This window comes from Rhizobium leguminosarum, assembly GCF_001679785.1.
GTDB lineage: Bacteria > Pseudomonadota > Alphaproteobacteria > Rhizobiales > Rhizobiaceae > Rhizobium > Rhizobium leguminosarum_R.
The window spans coordinates 3,323,860-3,340,415 of sequence record NZ_CP016286.1 but is presented as its reverse complement, the minus strand read 5'-3'; the positions used below and the strand labels follow the sequence as shown (position 1 = coordinate 3,340,415).

14 protein-coding genes and 1 pseudogene are annotated in these 16,556 nt (G+C 61.8%); 3 read left to right on the top strand and 12 right to left on the bottom strand.

Going from position 1 to position 16,556, the window contains the following annotated elements; all coding sequences use genetic code 11:
* Positions 1–112: 112 nt before the first annotated feature.
* Positions 113–1,351, bottom strand: coding sequence for an SGNH family hydrolase (locus BA011_RS16490; RefSeq protein WP_186806446.1), 1,239 nt, complete (start codon positions 1,349–1,351; stop codon positions 113–115).
* 159 nt (positions 1,352–1,510) lie between these two features.
* On the bottom strand, positions 1,511–2,734 hold the full coding sequence (locus BA011_RS16485; RefSeq protein ID WP_062941549.1) for a lytic murein transglycosylase: 1,224 nt from the start codon (positions 2,732–2,734) through the stop codon (positions 1,511–1,513).
* Positions 2,735–2,937: 203 nt separating this feature from the next.
* Between BA011_RS16485 and galU the strand changes: the two genes are divergently transcribed.
* Entirely contained in the window at positions 2,938–3,825 is an 888-nt protein-coding gene (gene galU / locus BA011_RS16480; RefSeq protein ID WP_062941548.1) for a UTP--glucose-1-phosphate uridylyltransferase GalU, read from the top strand.
* 269 nt (positions 3,826–4,094) lie between these two features.
* Complete coding sequence (locus tag BA011_RS16475; protein ID WP_065281243.1) at positions 4,095–5,477, top strand: IS1380 family transposase; 1,383 nt, start codon at positions 4,095–4,097, stop codon at positions 5,475–5,477.
* A gap of 171 nt (positions 5,478–5,648) precedes the next feature.
* On the opposite strand, the gene BA011_RS16470 is transcribed toward BA011_RS16475, so the two are convergent.
* Positions 5,649–7,190: an outer membrane beta-barrel protein gene (locus BA011_RS16470; protein ID WP_065281242.1), complete on the bottom strand. Its 1,542-nt coding sequence runs from the start codon at positions 7,188–7,190 to the stop codon at positions 5,649–5,651.
* A gap of 143 nt (positions 7,191–7,333) precedes the next feature.
* Between BA011_RS16470 and BA011_RS16465 the strand changes: the two genes are divergently transcribed.
* Positions 7,334–8,329, top strand: coding sequence for a KpsF/GutQ family sugar-phosphate isomerase (locus BA011_RS16465; protein WP_062941546.1), 996 nt, complete (start codon positions 7,334–7,336; stop codon positions 8,327–8,329).
* Positions 8,330–8,343: 14 nt separating this feature from the next.
* Here BA011_RS16465 and BA011_RS16460 read toward each other — a convergent pair whose 3' ends face one another.
* The 9 genes and pseudogenes from BA011_RS16460 to BA011_RS16420 form a co-directional block, all read right to left on the bottom strand.
* Positions 8,344–8,799 (bottom strand): NfeD family protein, encoded by a 456-nt coding sequence (locus tag BA011_RS16460; protein ID WP_003542867.1) that lies wholly within the window; start codon positions 8,797–8,799, stop codon positions 8,344–8,346.
* Between the two features lie 3 nt (positions 8,800–8,802).
* Positions 8,803–9,843, bottom strand: coding sequence for an SPFH domain-containing protein (locus BA011_RS16455; RefSeq protein WP_011653489.1), 1,041 nt, complete (start codon positions 9,841–9,843; stop codon positions 8,803–8,805).
* Between the two features lie 180 nt (positions 9,844–10,023).
* Positions 10,024–11,058, bottom strand: a complete 1,035-nt coding sequence (hemH, locus tag BA011_RS16450; RefSeq protein WP_065281241.1) for a ferrochelatase — start codon at positions 11,056–11,058, stop codon at positions 10,024–10,026.
* 124 nt (positions 11,059–11,182) lie between these two features.
* Positions 11,183–13,177: a bifunctional metallophosphatase/5'-nucleotidase gene (locus BA011_RS16445; protein ID WP_065281240.1), complete on the bottom strand. Its 1,995-nt coding sequence runs from the start codon at positions 13,175–13,177 to the stop codon at positions 11,183–11,185.
* A 175-nt stretch (positions 13,178–13,352) separates the two neighbouring features.
* A pseudogene (locus tag BA011_RS16440) lies at positions 13,353–13,633 on the bottom strand (hypothetical protein).
* 67 nt (positions 13,634–13,700) lie between these two features.
* Positions 13,701–14,069, bottom strand: a complete 369-nt coding sequence (omp10, locus tag BA011_RS16435; protein WP_065281239.1) for an outer membrane lipoprotein Omp10 — start codon at positions 14,067–14,069, stop codon at positions 13,701–13,703.
* A gap of 171 nt (positions 14,070–14,240) precedes the next feature.
* Complete coding sequence (locus tag BA011_RS16430) at positions 14,241–15,692, bottom strand: homospermidine synthase (protein WP_065281238.1); 1,452 nt, start codon at positions 15,690–15,692, stop codon at positions 14,241–14,243.
* A gap of 197 nt (positions 15,693–15,889) precedes the next feature.
* On the bottom strand, positions 15,890–16,255 hold the full coding sequence (locus BA011_RS16425; protein WP_065282570.1) for a DUF4440 domain-containing protein: 366 nt from the start codon (positions 16,253–16,255) through the stop codon (positions 15,890–15,892).
* A 17-nt stretch (positions 16,256–16,272) separates the two neighbouring features.
* A complete protein-coding gene (locus BA011_RS16420; protein ID WP_065281237.1) occupies positions 16,273–16,554 on the bottom strand; it encodes a YciI family protein in 282 nt (93 codons plus the stop codon).
* Between the last annotated feature and the right edge of the window lie 2 nt (positions 16,555–16,556).

Here is a 16,556-nt window from a genome sequence, read left to right as displayed (position 1 = left end):
CCTTTCCGAAGACAAGAACTCCGCCGCTCCGGCGGAGTTTTTTTATAGCGCCGTGTTTGACAGGACGCGCGAGCGACGTCCTCGAAGCGGCGAGCCGCCTCGCGCTGCCCTTTCACTTGACCGAGACTTCGGCCGGCGCTTTTGCCACCGGCAGGCGGTAATCATCGACGCGGCCGGGAGGCGCCGGCGTCATTTCGCCCTGCTCGACCAGGAGGTCGCGTGGCGACCGCGTCAAGGCCATGGGCGGCGGCCTGGCGCCGAGCAGCTCGGCGCCGCCGTCGAGATTGGGATCGGAGAGGCTGATCGGCACGGTGTGCTCAACCGGATTGGCGGGAAGGCCGAGACCGGGCAGATTGCTGGAGTCGAGGCGGACCAGATCCGGGCTTGCCTGGGTACCGAGAAGACGTCGCGCCGGTTTTTCCACGTAAAAGGCAAGCTTGCGCCGGCCGGCCTGGGTCAGGTTGATTCCGTCGGAGGTGCGCAGGCGCACCTGCTGGCCGTTCACATCCGAACCGGTGACGATGAAGTTGCCGTTTTCGTCGACGAAGCCATCCCAGATATCGACGAATTCACCGCCGATGCTTTCGACCTGGTTGCGATAGAGCTGGTTCATCTGGACGGCATCGGCCGTCATCTGATCGGATTCGAAGGCGGGAAGGCCGACCCAGAGCAGTGGGATCTTGCGGTCGGTGACCTCCTTGCCGAAGGAAAGGACGCGGCGGCGGTATTCGGTGAACCAGGCATCGGTGCGGAATTTTTCCTTGGCGGTGTCGGTCACCATCTGCTGGCGGTCGTTGGCGCCGATCATGACGACGACCATTGCCGGCTTCAGCTCGTCGATCATCTTCGGCAGCTGTTCCGGCCAGTCGTAATAATCGTCGCGGACAAGACCCGATGAGACGTTGCCGCGGGCTTCGACGACGACACCCGGCGAGGTCTCGAAGGCGGCGGTGAGGCCGTCGCCGAGGCCGCTGGCCAGGAAATCGCCGACGATCAGGATTTTTCGGGCGTCGCCAAGCTTTTGCACTGCCGGCTCCTCCTGGACGGGAGCGCGGACCGGCGGTGCAGTGCGGGTATTGACGATGGCTTTCTGCGCCGGCGGGCGTTTGCGCTGCTGGCGTCTCGGCTGCTGAACGTCAGGGGCTTGCGGGCCGTCGTCGAGATAGCGCCGGCCAAGGAAGAAATCGAAGATCGACCGGCGCTGATAGCGCTGCTCCTGGGCTTCGGCGACATGCACCGGCGCCAGAGCGCCAAGGCACAGCGAAGCCGCCGCCAAGGCGAGCACGAGCCAACGGATTTTACGGGTCCGATCAGTTTTCTTCGTCATGGGCAGTTCCGCATCTGCAGGCATCTTGCACGCAGGGCAGGCCAGCGTCCACTCCCACTAATATCTAGGTCGCGGTTCTGCCGCTTCCAATACGGATTCGCCAAAACCGTGCGGCAGGACGGGGCGACCTGCATGAGACAAAGACTTGAAGCGCCCTGCATGATTCCCGAACCGACGCGAACTCTAGCGGCGCAGGGCGTTCAGAAGCGGTAGCGAGGGCTCGCCGTCCGGCTGCATGCCGATGCGCGACTGCACGGCTGATATCGCCGCCTTCGAACCCGAGCCGAAATTGCCGTCGACCTCGCCATTGTAATAGCCGAGCGTCTTCAGACGGGTCTGCAGCTCGAATTTCTCGGTGATGTCGAGTGCGCCGTTCGGGCGCGGCCAACGCTGCTGCATGCCGCCATAGCCGGCGATCTGGTCGGCCAGCAGGCCGACGGCAAGCGCGTAGCTGTCCGAGGCATTGTAGTTCTTGATGGTGAAGAAGTTGGCAGTCATCAGGAAGCCCGGGCCGCCGGCTCCGGCCGGCATCTTCAATACGGCTTTGGTGCCGCTCTCGCGGAAGGCCTTGCCATTCGGGCGTGTCAGGCCGAGTGCCGCCCATTGGGCCAGTGTATGGGTCTTGCCGGCCTGCTTGGCGACTGCGGCGGGAACGACGACCTCGTAGCCCCAGGTCTTGCCGGTGTCCCAGCCGTTCTTCATCAAGAGATTGGCCGAGGTCGCCAGCGCGTCGGGGATCGAGTTCCAGATGTCGCGATGGCCGTTGCCGTCGGCATCGATGGCATAAAGCAGGTAACTTGTCGGAATGAACTGGGTGTGGCCCATGGCGCCGGCCCAGGAGCCGGTCATCTCGCGTGCCGGCACATCGCCATTCTGCAGGATCTTCAGCGCGGCGACCAGCTGTTTCTTGGCGAATTTGGCACGGCTCGGATCGGCATAGGCAAGCGTTGCCAGGGCGCGCGGCACGTAGTGCAGCCGGTCGTCCTTGTCGAGAACCGCGCCGTAATTCGATTCCATCGACCAGATAGCCAGCAGTATGGTCTTGTCGACGCCGAAGCGCTGCTCGATCGCAGCGAGCGTTCTTGCGTGCTTGGCGGCCATCTCGCGGCCGATCTTGACGGTATAGGGATTGACGCGGGAATCGACGTAGTCCCAGATCTTCGAGGTGAATTCCGGCTGGTAGGCCGCCTTTTCGAGCACGGTCGGATCGGGCTCGCTCACCCCGGAAAAGGCCTTTTGATAGGTTGCCTTACTGATGCCACTCTGAGCGGCTGTTTGGTAAAAATCCGCGATCCATTTCTGGAAGCGGGAATCAGCTTTCGCGTTGTCGGGGACCAGCCCAACCTGGGCGGCGACAATGAGGGCGAGAGCAAGACCACGAAGGGAGTTTTTGTGATTCTGGGTCATCGACAGTCGTATCCCACATCTTCAGTTTCAGGCGTAGCAGGGCGTCATGTCCGCCCAGACCCGAGACTACAGGAACGGAGTCAACAAATTCTTTACCATGACCGTCAGCTGAGGTCACCAGTTGCAAAACAGTTGCAATTCTATACTAGTCAGACGTGAACGGCTTTATTTAAAAGGCGATATAGTCAAAGCAGGAGGCCTGTGTGGCGCATCACAATAAAGTTCGTAAGGCAGTTTTCCCGGTAGCAGGGTTGGGGACGCGGTTCCTGCCGGCAACAAAGGCTGTTCCGAAGGAAATGTTGACCGTGGTCGACAAGCCGATCATTCAATATGTCGTCGATGAGGCGATCGAAGCCGGGATCGAGCATCTGGTTTTCGTCACCGGGCGCAACAAGCACGTCATCGAAGATTATTTCGACATTCATTTCGAACTCGAGCAGACGCTCAAGGAGCGCGCCAAGAAGGCGGAAATCACGCTCCTGCAGCAGCAGCTTCCCAAGGCAGGTACGGTGAGCTTTACCCGCCAGCAGGAACCGCTCGGCCTCGGCCACGCCGTATGGTGCGCCCGCGAGATCGTCGGCGACGAGCCCTTCGCTTTGCTGCTGCCCGATATGATCATGAAGGGCGAAAAGGGCTGCATGAAGGGCATGATCGACCTTTACGGCCAGAGCGGCGGCAATATCATCGCCGTCGAGGAATGCGCGCCGGACCAGGCGCATAAATACGGCATCGTCGGAGTCGGCGAGGCGATCGGCGACGGATTCCGCATTACCGGCATGGTGGAAAAGCCCGCCAAGGGGACGGCGCCTTCCAACTTCTTCATCAACGGCCGCTATATCCTGCAGCCGGAGATCTTCAAGATCCTCGAAACCCAGGAGCGCGGCGCCGGCAACGAGGTCCAGCTCACCGACGGCATGCTGAAGCTGCTGAAGGAACAGGATTTCGCCGGTTACCATTTCCGCGGCGCGACCTACGACTGTGGCGCCAAGGATGGCTTCATCCTGGCAAACGTCGCCTTCGCCCTCGAACGCGCCGATATTCGCCCTTCCGTCGAAGGCGGCTTCAGGGAACTGCTGGCCGGCCTGAAATAAGTCGCAGATTCAATGTGATGAGCGCCGCGTGTCCTAACGGATACGCGGCGCTCTATTTTGGTCGAAATGCATTAGAGCGTGCGTCCTTTCGGACGCACCAAGGATGCTCCAACACTTTCGAATCTACGCATCGTGCTTTCCGAAAATCGATTCCGATTTTCGGGCCGGTGCGCTAGCCCGAATCTCTCAAAGTAAGGGGTGCATCGGGCCTGCGAATCTGAGAAACTGCTTTTACGACAAAGGCTTACCAGATTCGTTACGGAGGCCCGATGCAAACACACTGTATCTCCGCGCAGTTCGGATTTAAAGGCTTCGACGGCCACAAAGTTATCGCTGGTTTTGACGGCGGCGCGATCACCTCGGATGCCGGTGCGCTGCTGCTTCGCCACGTCGATGGGGCCATCGGGCTATTCGACCGGGTGGCCGGCTGCTTCATTGATGGCCGCGATCGCAAGTGCACGGTCCACAGCATGCGCACGCTGGTCGGGCAGCGCATTGCAGCGATCGCGCTGGGCTATGAGGATGTCGACGATCACGACACGCTGCGCCACGACCCGGTACTTGCGCTGCTGTCGGAGCGGCTGACGCCGAAGCGACAAGACTGTGCGGTGCTTGCCGGCAAATCCACGTTGAACCGGCTGGAGCACGGCCGCCCCGGCGCGCCGACGCGCTATCATAAGATCGCCTATGACGCAGGGGCGCTGGAAGCGCTATTCGTGGAGCTGTTCGTGGACGCACACGACAGGCCGCCGGAGGAGATCGTGCTCGATCTCGACGCCACCGACGATCCGCTGCACGGCCATCAGGAAGGGCGGTTCTTCCACGGCTATTATGACGGCTATTGCTATTTGCCGCTCTACATCTTTTGCGGCCGGCATCTGCTTTCGGCCAAGCTGCGACGCTCCAATATCGACGCCAGCGCCGGCGCGGTCGAGGAGGTCGGGCGGATCGTCAAGCAGATCCGCGCGCGCTGGCCCAACGTCCGCATCATCCTGCGGGCCGATTCCGGCTTTGCCCGCGACGAACTGATGGACTGGTGCGAGGCAAACGGCGTCGACTATGTCTTTGGCCTTGCCCGCAACAAGCGGTTGGAAGAGAAGATCGCCGAGGCCCTGGAGGAAGCGAGCCTTGCGGCCAAGGCAAGCGGCCAGGCTGCCCGCGTCTTCCGCGACTTCCTGTGGTCGACGAAGGGCAGCTGGTCATGCCGGCGGCGGGTGGTGGCCAAGGCCGAATGGACGATGGCGGGGGCCAATCCGCGCTTCATCGTCACCTCGCTGGAACCGGAATACTGGGCGGCACAACCGCTTTACGAGGAGCTTTACTGCGCCCGTGGCGATATGGAGAACCGCATCAAGGAATGCCAGCTCGATCTCTATGCCGACCGCACCAGCGCCCACACCATGCGCGCCAATCAGTTGCGGCTCTGGTTTGCATCCTTGGCCTATGTGCTGATCTGTGCGCTACGCCGCCTCGGCCTCACCGGTAGCCGCCTTGCCGATGCCACCTGCGGCACGATCCGATTGAAGCTCTTGAAGATCGGCGCCCAGGTCCGCATCTCCGTCCGCCGCATCAAGGTGGCGATGGCTTCGGCCTGCCCATATGCCGAGGAATTTGCCCTGGCTCACGCCCGAATATGCGCCGCGGCCCGATGATGCCGCCGGACCCGAGCCCTTCCCGCCAACGACAGAGGATACATCGCCGGACCAGACAAAACGCCCAACATCGCGGTGACGACCGCCCGCGTCTTCGGCGGGGAGCCCAGCCCCGACCGCCGCCAACAGCCCAACGTCAACCAACGCCACAGGCGCTGTGAGAGATGCGGGCTAGCGTTTCAGCTTGAGACCGACGCCGGCTCGCCATTGCTGCGAATCGGTGCCTTCCTTGCGCGTCGTCAGCTCGTAGCCGAGCGTGCTGGTCAGATCGAGATAGCGGTTGATGTTCCAGGTTAGGCCAGTCGCGGCGGTATAGACGAGCTCGTCGTTGATGGTGCTGTCCGTGGGATAATCGCGCCATATGACCCCGCCGATCATCGTCCCGACCAGGTTGTCGCGCAGCTGGTGGGTGACCGTCGTCGTCAGCGCGTGCGAGACGTAGCCGCTTTCGCCTGCCGTGGTCGAGGGTTGGATGCTTGTCTGCAGGTCGAGATTGACATCGGTGCCGCGGATCGGCGACCAGAGCAGGCTCGCATCAAGCGTGGCGGTATCGATCGAGGACAGGCGGCTGTCTTCGAAATCCGCCATCTCGTAGCCGACGCCGACTTCACCCTTCAGCTTTTCGCCGAGATCGACCTCGACGCCTGCCTTGGCGCCATAGCTATGGCCGGAACGCTCGTAACCGGCAGAATCGCGTGTTTCATCATAGACCGAACGGCCGATTGTTGCCTCGATAAAGGGAATGAGCGCGGGGGACAGCTCGTAGCCGACGCGGCCGCGCAGCGTGCCCGTCGTCTGGTTACGGTCGCTGAGAGCGACGGTGGTGCCGTTGGCAAGCTTGGCATCCGAATAGATCGAGCGGGTCAGTGCCAGTGCCGTCGTGCCGCGCAGGATGCCGAAATCGCGTTGGACGGAGGCGCCTGCCGAAAATTCCTGAACGTCCGACTGCTGCGCGGCGTCGGCGATGGCGTCGGGATCGTCCGTATCCTCGCGATAGAAATTATAACCGGCGGTGAGGTGCGCGACAGTCTCGTCGGCAAGATCCAGCCTGAGATCGCCGTCGACTTTAAAGGAAGGCTGCTCCTCGCCCTCGCCGCTGATATTCCTCTGCCAGGCGCCTTCCGAGGTCACGGTGAGCTGGTGCCGACCCCAGTCGGACGTCAGTGTCGCTGCCGCATCCGTTTCGAGGAAGGCGCGCCGCTGCCTGGTATTGCCGTCCTTGGTGGTCTCGGTGTTGATGCTCTGGGTGACGCTCGGACGGAGCACAAAAGTGCCGATCGGAATTCCTGGCGTTTCCTCTGTCGAGGCGCTCTCGGCAGCCCTGCGGCGCGGCAGCGTCTCGTCGATCGGCGCCTCGCGGGTGTTCAGCCGGCGTATGTCCTCGTCGAGGATGGAGCCGGTAATGTCGTCGCCGGCCTGTGCATCCGGTATGGCGGGCCGCTGCTGGGCATCGTCCGCGGTCGCAGTCGTGCCGTTTGCCTCAGGAGTGGTGGTATCGCCGGTCTCGTCATCGAAACCGGTGGCGGATGTGGCATTGTTGGTGGCGCGGTAATCCTGAGAGGCGGGGGAGCGGCTGTTTGCTGGCTGTGTCGAGGCGGATTGCGCGAAGGCTGCCGTCTGGCTGAGAAGCATGCTACCAAGCACGGCAAAAGAGACGGCACGGCTCATGGCGCGGAGCGGCGTCACACTGCTCGTCTGTTTTGGCTGGCCCATGCAATTCGCGCCTGACATGCTTTCGGTTCTTACCCAAAGGTAAAGCCTTGTGGTTAACCATTCGTTGCCGGCGGCGGGCGCTCTTCACAATTCGGAAAGAGTGCGGGGTGGACTTGGAAAGTGAAAAGGTCTAACGCAATTTCATGAACAGAAGAGCGATCAACCTCGTTGAAAACAGCGTGCTCGAATCGGCAAAACGCACGATAGAGACCGAAAGACGCGGTCTTGAAGCGCTCGAACAGGCTTTTGACAATGGATTGGCCGGCCCGTTCACACGGGCCGTCGAAGTCATCGGCGACATCTCCGGCCGCGTTATCGTCACCGGCGTCGGCAAGAGCGGGCATATCGGCGCCAAGCTCGCGGCGACATTCGCCTCAACCGGGACACCTGCCTTTTTCGTGCATGCGGCGGAGGCCAATCACGGCGATCTCGGGATGATCGCGCGCGACGACGTCGTGCTGGCGATTTCCAAGGGCGGCGAGAGCGCCGAGCTCAAGAGCATCATTTCTTTCACGCGGCGCTTCTCCATTCCGCTGATCGCGATCACCTGTAGCGAAGGTTCCTCGCTCGCGGCCGCCGCCGATATCATCCTTCTGATGCCGAACGAACAGGAGGCCTGCCCCAATGGGCTGGCGCCGACGACCTCGACGCTGATGCAGCTTGCGATCGGCGACGCGCTGGCGGTGGCGCTGTTGGAGGCGCGCGGCTTTACCGCCACGGATTTCCACGTCTTCCATCCCGGCGGCAAGCTGGGCGCGAGCCTGATGCATGTCGCCGATGTCATGCATACAGGCGAGCGGCTGCCGCTCGTTGCCACGGGTACACCGATGCCGGATGCGATCACGGTGCTGTCGCGCAAGCATTTCGGCTGCGTCGGCGTGCTTGATGAGGATGGGCGGCTCTGCGGTATCGTCACCGAAGGCGACATGGCGCGCAACCTGACGCGCAATCTTGCCGAGCTTACCGTCGACGACATCATGACGCGGACGCCGAAGACGGTGAAGCCGACGGTGCTGGCGACCGCGGCCCTAGCGCTGCTCAACCAGCATCACATCGGCGCGCTGATCGTCATCGACGACGACCGCCGGCCTGTCGGGCTGGTGCATTTCCACGACCTGCTACGGATCGGCGTCGCCTGATCAGGCTCGTTTGATCAGACGGGTTCCACCGTCAGGTCGCGGCCGTTGCTCGAAACCACCTTCACCTGTGTTCCCACGGGCAGGTCAGGTCCCATCACCTGCCACAGCGTATCGTCGAGTCGGATTCGGCCGCGGCCCTCACGGATCGGTTCGTGCAGCGTCGCTGTGCGGCCGACGAGGCTGGCGCCGCGCTGATTGAGGAAGGGCTCGTCGGTCGTCGCATTGCGCAGCGTCAGCCGGCGGCCGGCGAAGGTCGTGGCAACGGCGAGAAGCGCAAAAAGGATCGCCTGCAACTCCCAGACCCAGAAGGCGCTGTCCCAGAAGAGCAGCGACAGCGCGCCGACGATCAAGGCAGCAAGGCCGATCCAGACCAGGAAGAAGCCGGGAACGATCATTTCCGCGGCGAGCAGCACGAGGCCCGCGACCCACCAGCTCCATGGACCGAGTTCGGCGACGATCTTCGCCAGCATGGCTTAGCGCTCCTGCTCGGGATTGAAAGGATTGGGGGTCGACGGATTGATCGGCGGCGTCGAGCGCGCCGGAGCGGGACGCGGACGCGGCGGTACCGGCAGCGGCGTTGACGGGCTGTTGCCGGCATCGCCGAAGACTTCGCGGGCAATGGCGCCGATACCACCGAGCGAGCTCAGGATGGAAGAGGCTTCCATCGGCATCATCACGATCTTGGAATTGGGCGCCGAACCGATCGAGGTCAGAGCCTCGGTGTATTTCTGGGCGACGAAATAGTTGATCGCCTGGATGTCGCCGGCGGCAATCGCTTCAGAGACCATCTTCGTCGCCTTGGCTTCGGCCTCGGCCAGACGTTCGCGGGCTTCGGCGTTGCGGAAGGCGGCCTCGCGCTGGCCTTCGGCCTGCAGGATGGCGGACTGTTTGGCGCCTTCGGCTCTCAAGATCTGTGCATTGCGCGATCCCTCGGCTTCCAGCACCTGGGCGCGCTTCTCGCGCTCGGCCTTCATCTGGCGGGCCATCGCATCGACGAGGTCGCGCGGCGGCTGGATGTCCTTGATCTCGACGCGGGTGACCTTGATGCCCCAAGGATGCACGGCCTCGTCGACGACGCGCAGCAGCCGGTCGTTGATCGCATCGCGGTTGGAGAGCAGTTCGTCGAGATCCATCGATCCCATGACCGAGCGGATGTTGGTCATGGTGAGATTGAGGATGGCATTTTCGAGGTTGGAAACCTGATAGGCAGCCTGGGCGGCGTTCAGCACCTGGTAGAAGGAGACGGCATCGGCCGAAACCGAGGCATTATCCTTGGTGATCACCTCCTGGGTCGGCACGTTCAGCACCTGCTCCATCACGTTCAACTTGGCGCCGACGCGCTCGATAAAGGGGGTGATGAGGTTGAGGCCCGGCTCCAGCGTGCGGGTATAACGCCCGAAGCGCTCGATCGTATAGCGGTAGCCCTGCGGCACGGTCTTGATCCCGGCAAAGAGCACCAGGATGACGAAGATGACCAGCACGATCACGACGATGTCGAAGCCGCCGAACAGCATGAATAATTCCTCCTATCGGCGCATGCGCCCATACACTGATGTGGTGGGGTAGCATGTTCTTTGCGAGGAAGAAATGCCACACGGATGCCACACACCCGCATGAGAGGGAGGTTTCATCTCGGTTGAGTTATCCGGGCCTTCGCCAGCTATCCGCGCGGCGCCGCTTTCTGAAAAAGTTTCTCAGATCCAGCCCTGCAATTCGCGGCGGACGACCTTTTCCAACACCTTCATGCCGTCCTCGCCGTCGTTGAGGCAGGGAATATGCGCGAATTTCTCGCCGCCATTCTCGTGAAAGGAATGGGCGGCCTGTTCGGCGATCTCCTCCAGAGTCTCGAGACAGTCGGAGACGAAACCGGGATTGATGACGGCCATGCGCTTGACGCCGTCCCTGGCGAGCTTCTCCACCGTCTTGTCGGTGTAGGGTTGCAGCCATTCCTCCGGCCCGAAGCGGGACTGGAAGGTGACCATGAAGTTTTCCTTGGTGAGCCCGAGCCGCTCGCGCAGCAGCCGGCCGGTCTTCTGGCATTGACAGTAGTAGGGATCGCCCTGCTTGAAATAGGACATCGGAATGCCGTGGAAGGAGGCAAGCAGCATCTCGGGCTTCCAGTCGAGGGTCGAAAGATGCCTTTCGACCGACGCGGCGAGCGCCTCGATATAGGTCTCGTCGTCATGATAGGCGGGAACGGTGCGCAGCGCCGGCTGCCAGCGCATCGAGAGCAGCTTCTGAAAGGCTTTGTCGTTGACGGTGGCGGTCGTCGCCGCCGCATATTGCGGATAGAGCGGGAAGAGCACGATACGGTCGCAGCCTTCTTCTTTCAGCGCGTCGATGCGCGAGGCGATCGACGGTGTGCCGTAGCGCATCGCCCAGTCGACCTTGACGTTATCAAGATCCTTCAGGCGCTCAGCCATCAGTTCCGACTGATTGCGGGTGTAGGTGCGGAGATAACTTTCGTTCCGCTCCTTGTTCCAGATCAGCTCATAGGCCTTGCCGACCTTCTGCGGGCGGGTGTTGAGCACGATGCCGAACAGGATTGGATACCATTTCCAGGGCGACCATTCGATGACGCGGCGATCGGTCAGGAATTCCCTGAGGTAGCGGCGCATCGAGGTGTAGTCGGTGCCGTCAGGTGTGCCGAGATTGACCAGCAGGACGCCGACCTTGCCTGACCTGACGGGCGGATGATCCGCCGGGCGGAGTGAAATATCTGCTGTCATTCTGGCCCCAACGCTCTTTTGTCCCATCGGCTTATACGCAGCCTGGAGATCGTGGTTCACCCTATAGAAAGAAAAGCCGGCCCGGGAAACCCCGGACCGGCCAGTGGCGTCGAGACAAATCGTCTTACTTGGCGGGGACCTCGATCTCCTTGCCGACCGTCAGGTGACGCGGGTTCGGACTGCCATTGGCCTCCGAAAGTTTCCGCCACAGCGTGCCGTCGCCGTAGAAGGTCTCGGCAAGATCCCAGAAAGTGTCGCCCGCGGCGATGACGTGGGTGGAAGGCGTCGTCGCGGCAGGTGTGGAGGCTGCCGGTGCGGGTGCCGGTTCCGCGGCGGGTGCGGGTGCTGCTGGCGCCGGTGCCGCGGGTGCAGGAGTCGGTTCTGCAGGTGCCGCCGGCGCGGGAGCCGGTGCTGCTGGGGCCGGGGCAGCGGGTGCGGGAGCCGGCTCGGTGGATGGGGCGGGAGCAGCCGGTGCAGGGCTGGGTTCGGCAGAGGGAGCCGGAGCAGGCGCTGCCTGCGCCAGTTCGGTGACGCGGCCGTCCGTGTAGGGCTTGTAGGGCGAATGTGCTGCGACATATTCGGCGGTCACGTCGGCAAGGTCCGGGCCGTAATCATAGGCGTTCTTGCCGTCCTTGAAGATCGAATAGCCATCGCCGCCGGCCCGCATGAAGTTGTTGGTGGCGACTTTATAGGTCTTGGCAGGGTCGATCGGAGCGAAGCTGTCGGCTTCCTTCACCTGAACATCGCCGACGCGACTGCCGACGGGCTTCGACTGGTCGAACGAGAATTTCAGGCCGGCGACCTGCGGGAAGCGCCCGGCGCCCTGGTCGATCTGGCTGACACCATTTTCGAGCGCTTTGACGATGTCTGCGCCGGTCAGCTCAAACGTCGCGAGCGTGTTCTGGAAAGGCAGGACGGTGATGACCTCACCCTGGGTGACCTCGCCACCGTCGATCGAAGCGCGTAGGCCACCGCCGTTCTGGACGGCGATGGTGACGCCCTGGTTCTTGGTGCGATCGAGCATGGCGTCGGCCACCAGATTACCCATCGAGCATTCCTTGACGCGGCAGACCTTGCGGTCGCCTTCGATCGGACTTTCGGAGGAGCCGATCACCTTCTTGCGCAGTTCCTCGATCGGCTTTGCCAGTTCGGCAATGCGGGCAATGACGGCGGGATCGGGCGTGAAGGTGGAATCGATCAGGATCGGATCGCCCTTGGCATCCTTGACCACGCCGCTATCGTCGAAATTGACGACGAGATCGCCGAGATACTTGCTGTAGGAGGCAGCCTGGACGACCGGCACCTTGTAGCCGCCGGGATTGTCGACCATCGTCGGGTAGGGGCCTTCAGCCTTCGGATCGGTATTCGAGAGCAGGCTGTGCGAATGGCCGCCGACGACAATATCCACATCCGGGATTTTGGCGATCAGGGCGAGATCGCGGGGATAGCCGACATGGGTGAGCGCGATGATCTTGTTGACGCCCTGGCCTTTCAGATCCTGAATGGCTGCCGTGATGGTCTGGACGTCATCTTCAATCGTAACGTTCGGGCCGGGGGAGGAAAGCTCTGCCGTATCATTGGTGACCGCGCCGACGATGCCGATCTTCTGGCCGCCGACATCGAGCACCAGCGACGGCTTGATGCGGTCGCCGAGCTTGGAGGCGGTGGTCGCCTTGACGTTCGCCGTCACGACAGGGAACTGCACCTTGTCGAGGAAGGTTGCGAGCCCGTCCTCGCTGTCGTCGAATTCATGGTTGCCGACGGTCATGGCGTCGAACTTCATCAGGTTCAGGAATTCGGCTTCGGCCGCACCTTTGTAGGTCGTGTAGAAGAGCGAGCCCTGGAAATTGTCGCCGGCATTGAGGAGGACGATGTTCTTGCCGGATAGCGCCTGACGGCGCTGGTCGATCGCGATCTTCAGGCGGGCAGCACCGCCGAAGCATTCCTTCTTGCCTTCCTCCTCGGCGGAGCAGGTGGAGTCGAACTTGTTGATCGATTCGATGCGCGAATGGAAATCGTTGATATGAAGAATATTGAGTTCGTAATCCGCAAAGGCGGCGCCCGTGCTCAGCGCCAGCATGGACGCGGTCAAAAGACCGAAGCTGAAAGACTTCGTCATCCCTGTTCTCCTGATTGAGGCGAAAGATCCCCCTGATCCTCGCCTATCCCTTTCATCGTGCGCCGAGGCGGTCTCCCGGCGTGCGGATGTTCCATCAGACGATGCACGACCGCAAGAGAAAGCTGGGCCAGGCGGGCCGGTTTCCAAGGGGGCAGGGTAAAAAAGCCGGGTGGCTTTATTCCAGGCATTCGCCGTCGGCGGCGTTTCGGTAGAGTTCGTCTACGGCCTCTGCAATATTCGGAACCGTGGCGAGCGCGATGATCAAGCAGAGAAGGGAAACGAGGCGATGAAAGCGCCGGCCGGCCCGATAGGCAAGGAGCGCGCCTGCACCATAGATCAGTACTGCCGGCACGGCAAAGATCAGCACCTGCAGCGGCCCGTCGCAATCGGGAGCGGCGATACCCTGGGCACGATAGACATTGGTCGGAAAAACGACCGCAAGTGCCGCAGGGGCATGGGAAGCAGCAGGACGAGCTAAGAGGCGACGGCCCGCATGGTGTGCTCTAGCCTATCGCCGCATCTTTCAGCCGCGGCGGGTAAGCGTAAACTGTGCGCCGGAATCGGAGGTGCAATTGAGCTGGCTCGGGTTGACGAGGGCGCAATTGACCTTGGACTGCGTCTTGCGCACCAGTGAAGTCATGTTGATCTCCACCAGGGTCGGTGAGGTATTGATATAGGTGCCCGAGGCAAGAAGCTGGTTGCTGTCGGTCGTGCGGGTGGTGAAAGTACCGCCTTGGAAGGTGGAAACGATGCCGTTCGGATCGCTCCAGTTGCCTTCGACGCCGGTGGCGGCGGGCGCGGTTGCAACCGGCAGGCGACGCGGCTCCGATGAAACGCAAGCGGCGAGAGCGGCCGCTGCACCGACAAGAACGAGACCAGTTCTGATGTTCATAAGGCTTCTCCCGGCGAATCGGCGCGGCGGACAGCCGCCAAGTTCGGGCAAAACATGGCGCGCGCCCGGCATGAAGGCAAGCCTTGGTGGGGTGGCGAGCGGCATTTAGACAGCCGGCGTTACAAAAATGCCCGCCGCAAGGCGGGCATTGTCAAAGCCGTGCAGACAATCTCAGCGAACCAGAATGTTCCTGAACTGCCAGGGATCCTTGGTGTCGATATCCTCGGGGAAGAGGCCCGGGCGGCCGTCGAGCGGGGTCCAGTCGGTGTAGTGGCCTTCGACCGGGCCGAGATAGGGCATCTGCACTTCGAGGCAGCGCTTGTAATCGATCTCGTCGGCTTCGACGATGCCGGCATTCGGGTTTTCCAGCGCCCAGACCATGCCGGCGAGGACGGCGGAGGTCACCTGCAGGCCGGTGGCGTTCTGGTAGGGCGCGATGCGGCGTGTTTCTTCCAGCGACAGTCGCGAGCCATACCAGTAGGCATTCTTCTCATGACCGTAGAGCAGGACGCCGAGTTCGTCGATGCCATCCTCCAATTCGTCCTCGTCGAGAACGTGATGGACCGGCTGCGGCGTACCGCCATTGCCGAACATCTCGTGCAGCGAGAGCACGGCGTCGTTGGCCGGATGGTAGGCATAGTGGCAGGTCGGGCGGAAGGTTACTTCGCCGTCCTTGTCGCGAACCGTGAAGAAATCGGCGATCGAGATCGATTCGTTATGGGTGACGAGGAAGCCATATTGCGGGCCGGGCGTCGGGCACCAGGTGCGCACGCGGGTGTTGGCGCCCGGCTGCTCCAAGTAGATCGCCGCTTTGTTGCCCTTCTTATGCTTCTTGGCGTTTTTCGGCATCCATTCTTCATGCGTGCCCCAGCCGAGTTCAGCCGGCTGCAGGCCTTCAGAGATGAAGCCTTCGACGGACCAGGTATTCCAGAAGACGTTGAGCGGCTTCGGATGCTTGGTGCGCTGGGTGTCGCGCTCGGCGATGTGAATGCCCTTGACGCCGAGCTTCTTCATCAGCTTTGCCCAGCCTTCGCGATCGTGCTGGTCCGGTTCCTCGAACTTGAGGCCGATGTCGTTGGCGAGATTGACGAGCGCCTGCTTGACGAACCAAGAGACCATGCCGGGATTGGCGCCGCAGGTGGACACGGCGGTGGCGCCGCCCGGATTCTTCGCCTTTTCCTTGCGCATGGTTTCGCGCAGCGCATAGTTGGTGCGGTCGGCATTGCTCATGCTCTTGTCGAAATAGAAGCCGAGCCAAGGCTCGACGACGGTGTCGATATAGGGAACGTCGAGCTTGCGGCAGAGCTTGATGATGTCGAGCGAGGAGGTGTCGACCGAAAGGTTGACGCAGAAACCCTGGCCCTCGCCTTCCGCCAGCAGCGGCTTCAGCAGTTCCTTGTAATTGTCCTTGGTGACATATTCTTTGATGTGGCGAACGCCGTGCTTCTTCAGGATCTCCATGTCGGAGGGTTCCTCACGAGGGTCGATGACGACCATCCGGCTCTTGTCGAATTTGAAATGGCGCTCGATCAGGGGCAGGGTGCCGCGACCGATGGAGCCAAAGCCGATCATCACGATCGGACCGGTAATTTCGGCATATACCGGATAGTTCTGTTCCGTCATTCTTTTCTCCTGTGGAAGAGGACGAAGGCGTTCAGCCCGAAGAATTATTTTGAAATTGCCGCAGAGAGTGCGAGGTGACCGGCTCTAACCATAAAACGACGTCACAATAAAGAGCGTTGACGGGGAAAGACCAAATATCGAGTGGCGATAGGGGCCGGCGAAACCGTCCTGGGGATCGGCAGACCGCATGGATTGGCTTAACCGATGACGGTGCCCTGATGGAAGAGCATGCGCCAGTGCCCCTCCTCTTCCAGCCGCCAGATGGAACTGCGCAGCGTCCGCCTTTCGCTTCCGTCGGTGTCTGTGTAAATGGCGCGGTAGGTGACGAGCGCGATGTGCTCCGCAAGTCTTTGGGTTTCGAAATGCTCGCCGCGGGACGTTCCCGTTCGTTGCTCGGCCAAAAGACTGGGCACAATGACGGCGAAGGTATAGAGCCGTCCGGAACTGCCGATTTCACGGAAATCGCGCGAGAGCAGCGTAGTCAGCATCTCCCGCGAGGCGCGAACGGACGGGTCGAAGAGTTTTTCTTCGAGCTCCTTCAGATGGGCTGCGAGATCATCCATGATCGGCTCCTGCAAATTCAGCCCTTCAGGATTTCCAGTCCTTCGACCGCGGTCGTTACGGCAAGCTCGGTGATGTCGTATTCGGCAACGCCATGGATGATGAAGGGATCGGCGGCGACATAGGCCCCGATTGCGGTGCGATCGCCGATTGCGAGGATGACGCCGCCGGTGCGCGGCACCTTGCGGCCTGAGGCGAGGAACCAGCCCTTGGCATAACCCTCCTTCACCCAGGCCATATGCGGCTCCATGTGGCTGTCGGCTTCATCGGGTTTCACATAGGTGAGCGAGAGAATGAACACGG

Excerpts from the sequence above, each read along its gene's own strand:
- BA011_RS16490 (WP_186806446.1), bottom strand. The coding sequence starts at position 1,351 with ATGCCTGCAGATGCGGAACTGCCCATGACGAAGAAAACTGATCGGACC.
- BA011_RS16485 (WP_062941549.1), bottom strand. The coding sequence starts at position 2,734 with ATGACCCAGAATCACAAAAACTCCCTTCGTGGTCTTGCTCTCGCCCTC.
- BA011_RS16475 (WP_065281243.1), top strand. The coding sequence starts at position 4,095 with ATGCAAACACACTGTATCTCCGCGCAGTTCGGATTTAAAGGCTTCGAC.
- BA011_RS16470 (WP_065281242.1), bottom strand. The coding sequence starts at position 7,190 with ATGGGCCAGCCAAAACAGACGAGCAGTGTGACGCCGCTCCGCGCCATG.
- BA011_RS16465 (WP_062941546.1), top strand. The coding sequence starts at position 7,334 with ATGAACAGAAGAGCGATCAACCTCGTTGAAAACAGCGTGCTCGAATCG.
- BA011_RS16460 (WP_003542867.1), bottom strand. The coding sequence starts at position 8,799 with ATGCTGGCGAAGATCGTCGCCGAACTCGGTCCATGGAGCTGGTGGGTC.
- BA011_RS16455 (WP_011653489.1), bottom strand. The coding sequence starts at position 9,843 with ATGCTGTTCGGCGGCTTCGACATCGTCGTGATCGTGCTGGTCATCTTC.
- hemH (WP_065281241.1), bottom strand. The coding sequence starts at position 11,058 with ATGACAGCAGATATTTCACTCCGCCCGGCGGATCATCCGCCCGTCAGG.
- BA011_RS16445 (WP_065281240.1), bottom strand. The coding sequence starts at position 13,177 with ATGACGAAGTCTTTCAGCTTCGGTCTTTTGACCGCGTCCATGCTGGCG.
- omp10 (WP_065281239.1), bottom strand. The coding sequence starts at position 14,069 with ATGAACATCAGAACTGGTCTCGTTCTTGTCGGTGCAGCGGCCGCTCTC.
- BA011_RS16430 (WP_065281238.1), bottom strand. The coding sequence starts at position 15,692 with ATGACGGAACAGAACTATCCGGTATATGCCGAAATTACCGGTCCGATC.
- BA011_RS16425 (WP_065282570.1), bottom strand. The coding sequence starts at position 16,255 with ATGGATGATCTCGCAGCCCATCTGAAGGAGCTCGAAGAAAAACTCTTC.